12 protein-coding genes are annotated in these 13283 nt (G+C 57.3%); 10 read left to right on the forward strand and 2 right to left on the reverse strand.

Features of this window, described 5'->3' with window-relative positions; all coding sequences use genetic code 11:
• Window positions 1-25 precede the first annotated feature (25 nt).
• From HY010_11885 to HY010_11915, 7 genes are all read left to right on the forward strand, one after another.
• Entirely contained in the window at window positions 26-493 is a 468-nt protein-coding gene (locus tag HY010_11885; protein ID MBI3476424.1) for an OsmC family protein, read from the forward strand.
• Window positions 490-1866, forward strand: a complete 1377-nt coding sequence (locus HY010_11890; GenBank protein MBI3476425.1) for a TolC family protein — start codon at window positions 490-492, stop codon at window positions 1864-1866. The genes HY010_11885 and HY010_11890 overlap by 4 nt, the downstream gene beginning before the upstream one ends.
• Window positions 1863-2990, forward strand: coding sequence for an efflux RND transporter periplasmic adaptor subunit (locus HY010_11895; protein ID MBI3476426.1), 1128 nt, complete (start codon window positions 1863-1865; stop codon window positions 2988-2990). The genes HY010_11890 and HY010_11895 overlap by 4 nt, the downstream gene beginning before the upstream one ends.
• Window positions 2990-6292 carry an efflux RND transporter permease subunit gene (locus HY010_11900; protein MBI3476427.1) on the forward strand — a complete coding sequence of 1101 codons (3303 nt, stop codon included), beginning with the start codon at window positions 2990-2992 and terminating at the stop codon, window positions 6290-6292. Before HY010_11895 ends, HY010_11900 begins: the two co-directional genes overlap by 1 nt.
• 27 nt (window positions 6293-6319) lie before the next feature.
• Window positions 6320-6508: a DUF2892 domain-containing protein gene (locus HY010_11905; GenBank protein MBI3476428.1), complete on the forward strand. Its 189-nt coding sequence runs from the start codon at window positions 6320-6322 to the stop codon at window positions 6506-6508.
• A 168-nt stretch (window positions 6509-6676) separates the two neighbouring features.
• Window positions 6677-7024 (forward strand): hypothetical protein, encoded by a 348-nt coding sequence (locus HY010_11910; protein MBI3476429.1) that lies wholly within the window; start codon window positions 6677-6679, stop codon window positions 7022-7024.
• A gap of 389 nt (window positions 7025-7413) precedes the next feature.
• Window positions 7414-9171 carry an ABC transporter ATP-binding protein gene (locus HY010_11915; GenBank protein MBI3476430.1) on the forward strand — a complete coding sequence of 586 codons (1758 nt, stop codon included), beginning with the start codon at window positions 7414-7416 and terminating at the stop codon, window positions 9169-9171.
• A 166-nt stretch (window positions 9172-9337) separates the two neighbouring features.
• On the opposite strand, the gene HY010_11920 is transcribed toward HY010_11915, so the two are convergent.
• Together HY010_11920 and HY010_11925 are read right to left on the reverse strand one after the other, a co-directional pair.
• On the reverse strand, window positions 9338-10165 hold the full coding sequence (locus HY010_11920; protein MBI3476431.1) for a nucleotidyl transferase AbiEii/AbiGii toxin family protein: 828 nt from the start codon (window positions 10163-10165) through the stop codon (window positions 9338-9340).
• Complete coding sequence (locus tag HY010_11925; protein MBI3476432.1) at window positions 10162-10776, reverse strand: type IV toxin-antitoxin system AbiEi family antitoxin domain-containing protein; 615 nt, start codon at window positions 10774-10776, stop codon at window positions 10162-10164. The genes HY010_11920 and HY010_11925 overlap by 4 nt, the downstream gene beginning before the upstream one ends.
• 371 nt (window positions 10777-11147) lie before the next feature.
• Here HY010_11925 and HY010_11930 point away from each other — a divergent pair, with 371 nt between their 5' ends.
• The 3 genes from HY010_11930 to HY010_11940 are packed head-to-tail and all read left to right on the forward strand — an operon-like array spanning window position 11148 to window position 13281.
• On the forward strand, window positions 11148-11423 hold the full coding sequence (locus HY010_11930) for a PqqD family protein (GenBank protein ID MBI3476433.1): 276 nt from the start codon (window positions 11148-11150) through the stop codon (window positions 11421-11423).
• A complete protein-coding gene (locus HY010_11935; GenBank protein ID MBI3476434.1) occupies window positions 11420-12865 on the forward strand; it encodes a phosphotransferase in 1446 nt (481 codons plus the stop codon). Before HY010_11930 ends, HY010_11935 begins: the two co-directional genes overlap by 4 nt.
• Window positions 12866-12885: 20 nt before the next feature.
• Window positions 12886-13281 (forward strand): lasso peptide biosynthesis B2 protein, encoded by a 396-nt coding sequence (locus HY010_11940; GenBank protein ID MBI3476435.1) that lies wholly within the window; start codon window positions 12886-12888, stop codon window positions 13279-13281.
• The last annotated feature ends 2 nt before the right edge of the window (window positions 13282-13283 follow it).

The following is a 13283-nucleotide window of genomic DNA, read 5'->3' on the forward strand; positions in this document are numbered from 1 at the left end:
TCGATACAAACAGCGGGAGGCAATCATGATCACAGCCAAAGTCGAACTGACTCAACCACTTAAGCAGCAGCGCCAATTTGTGGCCCAGACCGGAACTGGCCACCACCTGCTGTTAGACGATGCGGCCGGAGGCACCGGAGCGAAGCCGATTGAACTGGTCGCCGCCGGACTAGCCGGGTGCACGGGGTTCGATGTTGTCACCGTCCTCCGCCAGAAGTACCACCAGAAGGTGACTGGTTACGAGGTACGGGTCGAAGCCGATCAAGCAGAACGGCCGCCCCAGGTGTTCACGGCAGTGCGAATCCACCATGTAGTCACCGGCTTTGAGCTTGACGTGGCGGCGCTGGAGGAGGCCATCCGCCTCTCGGAAGAGAAGTACTGCTCGGTGGGCGCGATGGTGCAGAAGACCGCGAGTTTTCATACAACTTACGAAATCGTTGAAGACAAGAGAGAGTGGGTGAAACCGGTTCAAGCCGCGGGAGTGCAAGGTTGAAAACCTTATTCAAAGTGGTTCTGAGCATCGCGACGTTGTGGCTATCTTGTGTGTCGGCTTCGGCTCGGCAAGAAGCCCAACCCTCGTCCCTCACTCTGCAGCAGGCGGTGAATATCGCGATGGAGAAAAATCCACTGCGTAAGGTGGCGATGGCGGATACGAAGGTGGCCTCTGCGGGAGTTCGCGCCGCGCGTTCCTTCCTCATGCCGCACTTGAGTTTTTCGGAAACGGTGACTCGTGGTGATGACCCCGTGTACGTATTCGGGAGCAAGCTACGACAGCAGCGTTTTACCCAGGCCGACTTCACACTGAACAAGCTCAACACGCCTCTGCCCTTCGGCAACTTCAGCACGCGGTTTGGGGGAACCTGGAACCTGTTTGATTCGTTCGCCACTTGGCACGGCATCAATCAGGCAAAACAAATGAACGAGGCTACCGGACACCAGTTAGACCGCACGGATCAGGAGATTGTCTTCCGGGTGGTCAGTTCCTACTACGACGTTCTGCTGGCGGCCAAGGAACTGGAAGTTGCCGAGCAGTCGGCCAAAACAGCCCAGTCGATCATGGACCGCAGCCAGGCGCGATTCGACAGCGGGCTGACTGTAGAGTCAGATCTGCTGACAGCGAAGGTTCGCATGGCGGCGCGACAGCAGGAAGTGATCCGCGCGAGGAACAATCTGGAAGTGGCGCGTGCACAGCTGAACACGGTGATGGGTGTGCCGCTTGATTCTCCGTTCCAGACTACCGAACTGTTGTCTGAGCGCACACTTTCGATCCCGGCCATGCCGGATCTTGAAAAGCAGGCGCTCGCAAATCGTCCAGACTTGAAGCGCATTTCCTCCGAGGAGGCCGCGCAACGACAGAGCGTTTCGATTGCTAAGTCGTCATTCGGTCCGCGGGTGAACGCCTTTGCAGGCTGGGAAATGGATAACCCTACATTCGTCGCCGGTGGCGGGGGCAACAATTGGCTGGGTGGGATCGAAGTGCAATTTGACATCTTTCAAGGCGGAGCGAAACGCGCGGAACTCTCCAAGCAGCGGGCCCTCGAAGAAAAGGTTGTGGCAATGAAGCAGGCAGCGGGCGATGCAGTCAGACTCGAAGTGAGACGAGCCTACTATGAGACGGATGCTAGCCGACAACAGATCGAAGTGGCGCGAGCGGCAATCGCCCAGGCACAGGAAAGTCTACGCATCAACCAGGACCGCTACGACAGCGGATTGACCACGATTACCGATTTGTTGGGCGCTGAAGATGCGGCGCGCCGCAGCCAGACCGACTACTGGGAAGCCATTTATCACTTCCAGACCAGCTACGCCAACCTGGAGTTGGCGAGCGGAAGCTTGAATCCGCAATCTCCCGTGGTGATGCCATGAATCGTATAAATAACATGCGCAGACTTTCGTTGTTGGTGCTGCTACTCGCGGTTGTCAGCCTAGCCGGCTGCTCCGACGAAAAAAACCCGACGGCTCGTACGCCGGAAATCGTGCAGAACATTCCCGTGCTCACCGTGCAGCAAGCCAACGTGCCCGATTTGCTGGTGGCGGTAGGAACGGTACGTGCAGCCCAGACCAGCGAAGCCTCCAGCCAAATGATGGGGAACATCGTCGAGATCCGGGCTCACGAAGGAGATCACGTGAAGCGCGGTCAAGTGCTTGCCGTGATCGACGAGTCCCAGCCGCGAGCCGCCGCAGACCGCGCGACCGCAGCCGACCTTGCCGCCCAACAGCAACTGGTCGGAGCAGATTCCGACCTGGCCCTGGCGGAATCAACGTTGAAGCGTTACCAAACTCTCTTCGAAAAAAAGTCCGTAAGTCCGCAGGAGTTCGACGAAGTGAAAGCCCGTCAACAAGCGGCACTCGCGCATCGCGATATGGCAAAGGCAGGCCAGACGCAGGCGCAAGCCTCATTGAGCCAAGCGCGCACGTCTCTGGATTACGCGCGGATTCGTGCGCCATTCGACGGCGTGGTGACGGAGAAGAAAGCCGATTCCGGCACGTTGGCTTCACCCGGCATGCCGATCTTTACCGTCGAGGACGTGCACCGCTATCGACTGGAGGCCACCGTAAATGAGAACGATCTCCGGTACGTGCGTACCGGACAGCAGGTTTCGGTGGTCATTGATGCTCTCGACAACGCGGGTCTGAAAGGTAAGGTTGTGCAAATCGTTCCGGCCGCTGACGTTGAGAGTCGCACGTTTTTGGTGAAAATCGATTTGCCCACAGACGCACGGCTGCGTTCGGGGCTGTTCGGGCGAGCACAGTTTTCTCGGGGCGAGCGGCAGGCGCTGTTGATTCCGCGCTCGGCGGTCGTCGAACGCGGCCAATTGCAGGGTATTTATGTGCTGGACCAAAACAAGGTTGCGAGCTTGCGTTACATCACTTTGGGGAAGGTTTCCGGGGCTGAGGTCGAAGTGCTGGCAGGCCTCCAGGATGGCGAGCGGCTCGTGGCCAAACCGGGTGCCGTCGACCTGAATGGCAAACGGATTGAGGTCCAGTAATGACTGATGGCAAATCCAAATCAGTAATACAGCCCCCGAAGAGCTTGCGCCTAGCCGGTCGCATTGCCCACAGTTTCATTGATTCGAAACTGACACCGCTGGTGATCGTCGCTGCGCTGCTCCTTGGCGCTTTCAGCATTCTCAAGACGCCACGGGAAGAAGAGCCCCAGATCGTGGTGCCAATGCTCGACGTTTTTGTGCAGATGCCGGGTGCGTCGGCGGACGAGGTGGCACAGCGCGTCAGCCTTCCCATGGAGAAGTTGCTGCGCGAAGTGCCGGGCGTTGAGTACATCTACTCGATCAGCCATCCGGGTGTGAGCATGCTGGTTGTGCGTTTCTACGTTGGCGCCAAAGAAGAAGATGCGATCGTACAGACCTACAACAAGCTCTACTCCAACTTTGATCGTATCCCGCCCGGCGTCTCACAACCGATTATTAAGGTCCGCTCGATTGACGACGTGCCGATCATGGCCCTGACGTTGTGGGGGAAAGACTATGACTCTTATCGCCTGCGGCGAATCGCGGGGGAGCTGGAAAACTCACTCAAACCGCTCAACGACGTTTCTGAGACCAAGATCATCGGCGGGCAGCCGAGGCAAATACGAGTGGTGCTCGACACGCAACGACTTGCGGCCTACGGCCTTACGCCGGGCACGATCGTGGAGCAACTCCAGAACGCGAACAGCCGTGGCCAAGCCGGTAGTTTTGCGCGTGACAATCGCGAGTTTCAGGTCGAAGCCGGAACTTTTTTCACGAGTCTCGACGACCTGCGTCAGGTCGTGGTCGGGGTTCATACCGGACGCCCCGTCTACTTGCGTGATGTAGCGGAGAAGCTTGAGGACGGCCCCGCCGAAGCAAACACCTACGTCCTGTTTGCTAATGCTCGCGGTGGCGCAGGACAGACAAGCGGGGCAGAATATCCCGCAGTAACCATTACGCTTTCCAAGCGCAAAGGTACGAACGCCACCGACATTTCCGAGCACGTGCTGGACAAGGTCAATGCTCTCCGTGGTTATGTGCTTCCCAATGATCTGACCATCACGGTCACGCGCAACTATGGTGAGACCGCGAAGGACAAATCCGACGAACTTCTCAAACACCTCCTGATCGCGACCTTGTCGGTCACATTGCTGATTGCACTTGCCCTGGGCTGGCGGGAGTCGGGCGTCGTACTTTTGGCGGTGCCGGTCACGCTCGCTCTTACACTCGCCGTGTTCTATTTGTATGGCTACACCCTGAACCGGGTCACATTGTTTGCTCTGATCTTCTCCATCGGCATCCTGGTCGACGACGCCATCGTTGTGGTCGAGAACATCGTGCGCCATTTTCGGTTGCCGGAAAGCCGAGGGCGATCCTTATCTGAAGTCGCGGTCGAGGCGGTGGACGAAGTTGGCAATCCCACGATTCTTGCCACCTTCGCGGTAATCGGCGCGATCCTGCCCATGGCCTTCGTGCGCGGACTGATGGGTCCATACATGCGCCCGATTCCAGTGGGAGCGTCGGCGGCTATGTTGTTTTCGCTGATTGTTGCTTTCGTGGTTTCTCCGTGGGCAGCATTGCGGCTGCTGAGGAAACATGCCGGTAGTAGCGATCAGTCCGGGCATGAGACTGAAGGCTGGACCACTCGTTTGTATCGCCGGATGATGAACCCGCTCATCCGCGACGCACGCCGCCGCTGGATGTTTCTCGGTGGTGTCGTATTGTTACTGCTCGCGGCGGTCACTTTTGTCCCGTTGAAGTGGGTTCGTGTAAAGATGCTGCCCTTCGACAACAAGAGTGAGTTCCAGGTCATCATCGACATGCCCGATGGCACGCCACTGGAACAGACGACCCGCGTGGCGCAAGCCTTGGGACAGTATCTCGGCCAACAGCCCGAGGTTATCAATTATCAGGTCTATTCCGGAACGTCCGGTCCTTACAACTTCAACGGGCTTGTGCGCCATTACTTCTTGCGGAATCAGCCCAACCAGGCTGATATCCAGGTGAATCTGCTCTCGCGCCATGATCGCAAGGCTCAGAGCCACGAAATTGCACGACGGCTGCGGCCGGAGTTGGACAAGATTGCCGTGCCCTTCGGTGCGCGTATCAAGGTCGCGGAAGTCCCGCCTGGTCCGCCGGTCTTGCAAACTCTTGTCGCCGAAGTTTATGGGCCTGACTACAAAGGGCAAATTGAACTGGCCGCTCAAGTCAAGAAGGTCTTTCAGCAAACGCCAGGCGTCGTGGACGTGGACTGGTACGTCGAAGACCCGCAAATCAAGTACGACATGAAGGTGGATCTGGACAAGGCCGCGCTCCACGGTATCTCACCCGCCGACGTGACGCGCACTCTGCAGGTCGGGCTCGGCGGCGCCAACGCGGGATTGCTTCACGATTCCCGTTCACGAGAAGACATCCCTATCGATGTGCGACTGGCGCGCCCGGATCGCTCTGGGATCGAAGACCTTGGCAATCTGAAGCTGCCGACGCCTTCCGGTGGGCAAATCGCCCTGCAGGAAGTAACGAGCCTTCAACAAACGACAATCGATACCAGCGTGTACCGCAAGAATCTGCAACCAGTCGTCTACGTGACGGGAGATGTTGCGGGCGGAGAAGAAAGCCCTGTGTACGCCATCATGAAGATGAGCGAGGCCATCGACAGTATCAAGTTGCCCGATGGTTATGCGGTAAAGCAGTACAAGGGCACGACCATGCCGGAGCGCACCGACCGCTTCTCGTTGAAGTGGGATGGCGAGTGGCACATCACGGTGGAAGTGTTCCGCGACCTGGGACTCGCCTTTGCGGCTGTCCTGGTCTTGATCTACGTGCTGGTCGTGGGCTGGTTCCGATCGTTCGTCACCCCCCTGGTCATCATGGCGCCGATTCCGCTCACGCTGGTTGGCATTCTGCCCGCGCATGCGCTGATGGGGGCATTTTTCACAGCGACCTCGATGATCGGCTTCATCGCCGGCGCCGGCATTATCGTGCGCAATTCCATCATTCTCGTTGACTTCATTGAACTCCGCCGTGCGCAAGGTATGTCATTGGAGGATGCCGTCGTCGATGCGGGCGCAGTGCGCTTCCGCCCAATGCTACTCACTGCGGCTGCGGTCGTTGTAGGAGCGAGCGTGATCCTGTTCGATCCGATTTTTCAGGGCTTGGCGCTCTCATTAATGGCAGGTGAGGTGGCGTCTACCGTTCTGTCACGGATGGCAGTCCCGGTCCTTTACTACCTCTCTCAGAGGGGAACCTCGGTTCCACCGAAGCACCCGCATTCCCCCGAAAATGTCGCTGAATGCGAAACACCGCAATGCGAAATTACGTAGGAGCACCTTGTTTGAAGGAGAACTGCAATGACCGTAGAACGTGTACTTCGTTTGATCGCTGGCAGCTTTATTCTGTTGTCCCTGGCACTTGGGCACTACGTGAACCCGTACTGGTATCTTTTCACGGCTTTTGTTGGCCTGAATCTGTTTCAGTCTGGATTCACGAACTGGTGCCCGATGATGACATTCCTGCGTAAACTCGGCGTGGGCAAGTAGGGGGAGAGTGAACATGCCTAATTGGGTTTGGGGAGTGGTATTTCTTGTCGCCTACGTAGTCTTGACGCAATGGCTTCTGCCAAAACTTGGCGTTCCTACCTGAAGGAGCCAGGGTTGCGCCGAGTCTCGGCGCAAGGCTGTTCCGAAAGGCACGCATTCCGAAGAACGATGACTACGATAGTGCAGGTCGAATTTCGTGAGAGCTTGCTGTCAATCCGTAACGAGATCCTCCAATCACTTGGACATCCCGTGATTTCTGCTCTCGGTTCGCATGCTGCGCGAAGTCTCAATCTGTCCCATGAATCAGTGGGTGTCGTCCTGATCGGGCATGGCGCCCCTTGGGAAGAACGATGCAACCTTGTCAGTCATTTCCGAGAGACTCTGCCTGGAGTTCCGATTGTGGCATCCCTTCGCCGACGAGATAAGGATGTCAGCGGAGCAGATTACAACTGCCCGGCAGACGATCCACCTCTGTGGGTAAGAATGGTCAATCAGGCGCTGGCAGGCGTCGCGTAGAAACTTCGCCCTCCGCTTAATATCCCGGGGCCATTCGCAGGGATTGCGCCTGATTGACGAGCAAACCGGAACCATCAATAAACGAGCCTCAAGGAAGTTGGCCGGATTGCTACCCCGAAGTCGGGTTACTCCGAAACGAATCCATATTAGGGAACTCTAGAGGCTCACTGGAAATGCCTATCGGGCATTCTGAACGGCTTGCAGTTGAAATTCCGAACGTGCACCGCGATCGTTTGGAGATGCATTCTGACCGATTGCTGACGAATCACTTCCGATTGTCAGAATCGCGAACACTTTGAAAGAAGTGTGGAAGCTGTTCCGACCGTCAGCGTAACCTGCTCGTTCTTCCGCTGGAGCGGTCTTTCGTTTCGCAAGCTGCGCGGACCAGCATGATCTCGTGGATCCCTTCAGAAATGCGCTGGCTGTTCCGGCAGGTGCGCCCTTTCCTTCGCTGGCACATCGCCAGCTTTCTTTGCATGTCGGTCGGCAGCTTTCTAGCGCTTCTCTCGCCGCTTGTCTTGAAATGGATGATTGATGTGGTTCTCCCGGGTCGGAGGGTGGGACTCTTGGTCGCGGCTGTCGTGCTCATCTTCCTCTGCCATCAGGGACGAGCGGTGCTGACGACGGGAGGCGGCTACTTGACTATGCTCGCAGCCCAGCAGCTGGCGCTAGCTCTGCGCATGCGGCTTCTCCGGCATCTAGACACACTCTCCGCCGACTATCACGAAGGCACACCGGTGGGCGCCTCAATGTATCCGCTAAAGGATCCGATTGATGAAATCTCATTTCTAGGTTCCGATCTGGTGCCTTCCATCCTGCGGACCCTTCTAGCCACACTACTGACGCTGGGAGCGATGTTGATATTGAATCCCCGGATGACCCTGGTAGTTTTGCCGCTCATTCCTGTCTTTGTCTTCACGAGAAAGCACTTCCGAAACCGGTTGGAACGCGATTCCGAGACAGTGCAGCAAAACCAAGTAGCGTGGAGCAGTTTCCTGCAGGAACACCTTTCGTCGATCATTGCCATACAACTCCTCCGTCGGGAGCAACGACAGGAGCGCACGGCGTTTTGTTTGTTGGGTGCCTCGGTTCGGTCACTTACCAGGCTTTTCCGGACTGGGGTTTGGTTCACGTTCTTCACCAGCCTGACTATCGGGTTGGCGATGTCCGGCGTTATTGGATACGGTGGCTGGAGTGTGCTCGAAGGTACGCTGACGGTGGGCGGTTTGGTCGCGTTCTACACGTATCTGGCCCAACTTTTTGAACCCTTGAGTGGTGTGGCGGAGACTTACGCACGGGCGCAGAAAACATTTGCCAGTATCCGTCGCGTGCAAAGCGTTCTGGCGTTAGAGCCTGCGATCAAGACCTGCCCGACCGCGATCAAATTCCCTGAAAATCGTCCGTGGACAATCCAGTTGGCCGATGTGCGCTTTGGATACCCGAAAAGCGATGGATTGTTGTGCATTCCGCGCCTGGAGATTCCGGCAGGCGATCAAGTGGCCATTGTGGGAGAAAACGGCGCTGGTAAGAGCACGCTGGCAAAACTCATAGCCCGTCTCTACGACGTGGACTCGGGATCGATTTCCGTTGCCGGCCAGGATGTACGAGAGATCGAAATCGAAAGCCTTCGTGAGCAGGTGTGCTATGTCCCACCTCACCCAGTGCTCTTCGATACGACGTTGGCCGGCAACCTTAGGCTGGGAAAAGGCACAGCCTCGGAATCCGAACTGAAGGAAGTGATGGACTATGTGGGGCTCGCAACTGGGTCAAGCGCCTTGCGGGAGGGTCTCAACCGGCGGATCGGCCCGGGAGGCCATCAATTGTCGGGCGGTCAACGACAGCGCGTGGGGATCGGCAGAGCAATCCTCCAGCGGCCGCGCATCCTGATTCTGGACGAAGCCACTTCTTCGCTCGACGCGGGTTCAGAACGACAGTTGCTAAGCAGCCTACGAAGAATCTTGCCGGGTACTACGATCGTCGTGGTTTCACACCGTCTATCCGCATTGCACTGCGTTAACAGAGTGATCGTTCTCGATGCGGGGCGTATCGTCGAGGATGACGTTCCAGCAGCACTTCTCGCGAACAGTGGCGCATACTCTCGACTGTTCACTGCTGGCGCCCCACCCTGCGCGCTGGTGGCCGAATAGAGCTGGTCAAAATGGGACTTTCAAAATACCTCAATCTATTTGAAGTATTGTGTCTCCGAACCTCGCACAGAAGCACTTCGGCGGCTCTACGAGCTCGCCGAGGACCAGCAAGGGCTTTTCACGACCAAGCAGGCCAAGGCCGCCGACGCAGACTCGACGGATGTTGCTAATCAGCGGATGCGGTTGCGATTGCTTGAACGACCAACGCGAACTTGGCTTCAATCTCCTCCGCATTTGCCGTCGCGTATCCCAGTTCCTGGGCAAGGTTCTCAAGTTCCCGTCGCCACTCTGCCGGAAGTGACGTGCTCGGGGGAAATGGATGTGTAGCGCGCTCCGTGAAAATTCGCTCCGCAGCGGCGCGGGCGCGAATGTAGTCGAGCTGGCCAAGCATGTCCACCAGTAGAATATCGAGAACGTCCCGCGCGCGGTCCTCTCGCTGTGGCCCCGTGCAAGCATGCAGCTTCTGGGCCATCTGCTCGTTGATGCCCAGGCATCGCACCTGCGGTGTCATCGGTAAGCCCATCTCAGTCAGCCCCGTAATGGCTGGTTCGACCAAGTCCACTTCCTGCGCCTCTCCCGGACCGAGATCGATATCGACCGTCTGCCACGCCCGCGTTCGGTACTGCACCGCAACTTCTACTCGCACCGTGTCCGCAAGCTCCATCTGATGTATCTCGGGCTTCAGCCGAAAGGTGAAGTCATCGAATCCCAACTTCAGCACCGCCTCCAATCTCCGTATGCGCTCCGTACGGTTGCCTTGAAGGCCAAGGTCAAAGTCTTTGGTTGTGCGAGCGGCGCGCGCGAAGCGCATTTCCATCGCAACTCCCCCTTTGAGATAGTAGGTGTCAATCACACCAGTCTCGAGCGCACGTTCCAGCACTCCGCAGAGCGCGAGAAAAGACACCCACCTTCGGAGACGTTCCTGGTCGAGCCCTTGCTCGCGTGCCACGCGGGCAAGAGTCTTCTCCAGGCGTTCGACGGGTCTTGCACTCACGCCGTCACGTGCTCCGTAGCCGCTTGAACTCTACCGCCGTCGTGTGCGTGCTGGTTCAGTTGGCGTGTGATCCGGTTCGCTTCCGCCGCGCCTATGTATCCTTCCTTGCGCGCATCTTTGATGGCTTGGCGGGCCAATCCCAATCTTCCGGTTGTGTCCATGACGTCCAACACACTCTTGGCCACGGTCGTGACCGGTAGGCCTTCGTGCGTGGTCACATCCCTAGGCGAGAGGGTGCCGCGATGAATCACGATCCCCTTCGGCTTCGTGCGCCGGAGTCTTGCATCTTTGGGGACTGTAATATGGATCCGCGCCGGATTAACATCGGAGATCTCATACACGGCCAGCGCGGTTTCGTGCGAGAGCGCGACTTTTTCGGGCCCATGACTCGCGCGCGCCCACAAGATTGCCTCCCTGTATTGAGATAACCGATCAGTAGGAAAGTAAGGGATTCGATAGACGCCGCGCGCGGCCCGTGCGAGCTTTCCTCGGCGCGTCATGCGCGCCAAGACAGAATCCACGATGCCGATGGCACGGGCCTGGCTTGCGGTTACCAGGCCATCATTCTCTTCGGCCAGAGCAAGCAGTTCGTGAATGCGGGAACGGGGCATGTCCGCAGTATGCGCCGCTCTCGCCTACCTGTCAATATAGTTCCATATTGGAATTAAAGTGACAAATGGTAGTTTGGGCCTGTCTGGCTCTATCGTGCTCAAAGACAGATAGATAGCGCCAGTGGTACGAGGGAGAGAGTTGCCCCGGACGCGAGCCTTTTCAGTGCACTCTACCGCTAGTGCTATTAAGTAAGGCGGAAAGCCGAACAGACACCCACGCCACTGCGATTGCCCAAGCCTGCTATCGCGTTGAAGATATAGAGCTCCTGATCTGATCCGGGCTGTCTTGCGAACATTTCCCGCAGAGTGTCGCGTCACGTCCCTGTCCCATGACACATTCCTCAGCACACTCCCAACCGGAAGGATTCACCGTGTACGAAGTTTCAACAGGAGTTCGCAGCACACGAAACGAGGACGGCGGAATCGTCCTCGACATAGACCACGGCCAAATGTTCCGGCTGAACCCTGTAGGAGCGTTGATTCTGGAATCCCTGGCAAAGGGATCTACAGAAACAGAGATTGCCAAGGAAATTTCGCGTCAGTACAGCATAAGCGAGGAAATGGCAGCAGCCGACGTGCGTGAGTTCCTCGGATCGCTCGAACAACACAAACTTGTTCGGGCACAGCAGCGAGAGAAGGTTTCATGAGCAGCACGGCCGTTGAGCAGGATACCCGTCCAGTCGCCTCCCAGCGGACACCGCAGGATCTCTACCGTCTACTCATGCTCCGCAACAGCGGATCAGAACTCCTCGTTGCCAGCCAACGGCCGCCGTTCACACTTCCATGTGTGGAAATTCCCAAGTGGGAACGGGTAGCGGAAAACCTGAGCGAAGCGGTCAGGAAGCGCTATGGACTTTCCGCGATTTGCCTTTTCACTCCCGAGCCGTCGGATGCCACGGCGAATGGTGAGCCGCCGCTCTACCAAGTGATGGAGACGAGAGAAGCCGCGACTGTGCCCTCCAACGAAATGCGTTGGCTGCCACTCGATTCGATCTCAAATCAACCTTTTGCGGATGAGCAAGACCTCATAGCGATTACCGACATGTTGCGCCAGATAACCAGATTCCGAAGCGGGGAGGCATGTGGACCGTTTGGGAGGCCGGGGTGGATCGAAGAGCTGGTCTCTTGGGTAGAGCGTGAGACTGAACCATACGGCCTTCGCTTGACTGGCAACTTCCGACAGTTGAATGCCAGCCCAACCTTCTCACTAATCCGACTTGAAACAAACGCTCAAGCTGTGTGGTTCAAGGCTGTCGGTGAACCCAATCTGCGGGAATTTTCGATATCTGCCGCGCTAGCGAAGTTGTTTCCGGGCTTCGTCCCTACCGTCATCGCACCTCATGCAGCCTGGCATGGCTGGCTGACGACGGAGTTCCCCGGTTCAACATTGGATGAAGCTTCAGATTCATCCGCATGGGAGCGAGCTGCCCATGCCTTGGCAGAGCTCCAAATCGTCTCGGTGGGACACACCGACCTGCTCCTTGACGCTGGATGCCGCGACCTTCGAGTTCCTAGTCTCCTGACCTTGGTCGATCCATTCATAGAAGTGATGTCGCAGCTCATGGAGCAACAGCAGAAGACCCCACCGGCCGCACTCGGTAGAGGCGAGCTCCTGACGCTCGGAACTCAGATCAAGGAGACGTTGTCGGAACTGGCGGAGTTAGACATTCCCGACACGTTGGGACATCTGGATTTCAATCCAGGAAACATCTTGTGTTCTGCCGATCAATGCGTCTTCCTTGACTGGGCTGAAGCGTACGTGGGACCTCCATTTCCGACATTCCAATATCTTCTCGAACATCTGTACCAGACGGCGACTCACCGTGCCCTCGACTCCGAGCGCCTTGTGGATCACTACGCTGCAAGGTGGCTTTGCCTTGTTTCGCCATCAGCCGTTGCCGCCGCTCAGAGAATGATGCCTCTTGTTTCGGTGTTCGCCTGCGCAGTTGCCAGCGACTGGATCGAAGCGCTTCCCCGCAGAGACGAGCGCTTCGCAGGGTACCTACGCAGTCTGACTCGGCGAATGCAGCGCGAGTCTGGCGTGTTGCATGCCTGCCAAAAGAATTCCCGCGTCGGAGTGGTTCAGTGAGTTCTTAGTCTTGAGCGGTCATGAACGAAGGAGGCTCGCGAGTGCTGATTCTGATCCTGAGCGCGTACATCGAGCTCATACGCTTTGGCTTTCACGTCAAACGCCAAGAGTTTTCGGCTCTCCATTCTGCGGTGCGTAACTGTGACGTGCGAGAAGACACCAGTCCTCGTATCGCTTTGGCGGAACTGTGCCGCGCCGTCGATATTGCCTGCATCTGGTATTGGAAACAGGTCCTCTGCCTGCAACGTTCCGCGGCCGCGACTTGTTTCCTTCGGCGACACGGGATAGCTGCACAACTCGTGATTGGTACCCAGCAGGTCCCCTTCAATGCGCATGCCTGGGTAGAAGTCGATGGTCAAGTTGTCACTGATAAAGCGTACATGCACGAGATGTACGTCGTGCTCGAAAGAATCTGAGC

It is taken from the genome of Acidobacteriota bacterium (assembly GCA_016196065.1).
Classification (GTDB): Bacteria; Acidobacteriota; Terriglobia; order Terriglobales; family Acidobacteriaceae; genus Acidiflorens.

What these genes read in the sequence shown, in the direction of transcription:
- HY010_11935 (MBI3476434.1), top strand. Translation starts at nt 11,420, where the DNA reads ATGAGCAGCACGGCCGTTGAGCAGGATACCCGTCCAGTCGCCTCCCAG.
- HY010_11905 (MBI3476428.1), top strand. Translation starts at nt 6,320, where the DNA reads ATGACCGTAGAACGTGTACTTCGTTTGATCGCTGGCAGCTTTATTCTG.
- HY010_11885 (MBI3476424.1), top strand. Translation starts at nt 26, where the DNA reads ATGATCACAGCCAAAGTCGAACTGACTCAACCACTTAAGCAGCAGCGC.
- HY010_11900 (MBI3476427.1), top strand. Translation starts at nt 2,990, where the DNA reads ATGACTGATGGCAAATCCAAATCAGTAATACAGCCCCCGAAGAGCTTG.
- HY010_11915 (MBI3476430.1), top strand. Translation starts at nt 7,414, where the DNA reads ATGATCTCGTGGATCCCTTCAGAAATGCGCTGGCTGTTCCGGCAGGTG.
- HY010_11940 (MBI3476435.1), top strand. Translation starts at nt 12,886, where the DNA reads ATGAACGAAGGAGGCTCGCGAGTGCTGATTCTGATCCTGAGCGCGTAC.
- HY010_11910 (MBI3476429.1), top strand. Translation starts at nt 6,677, where the DNA reads ATGACTACGATAGTGCAGGTCGAATTTCGTGAGAGCTTGCTGTCAATC.
- HY010_11895 (MBI3476426.1), top strand. Translation starts at nt 1,863, where the DNA reads ATGAATCGTATAAATAACATGCGCAGACTTTCGTTGTTGGTGCTGCTA.
- HY010_11925 (MBI3476432.1), bottom strand. Translation starts at nt 10,776, where the DNA reads ATGCCCCGTTCCCGCATTCACGAACTGCTTGCTCTGGCCGAAGAGAAT.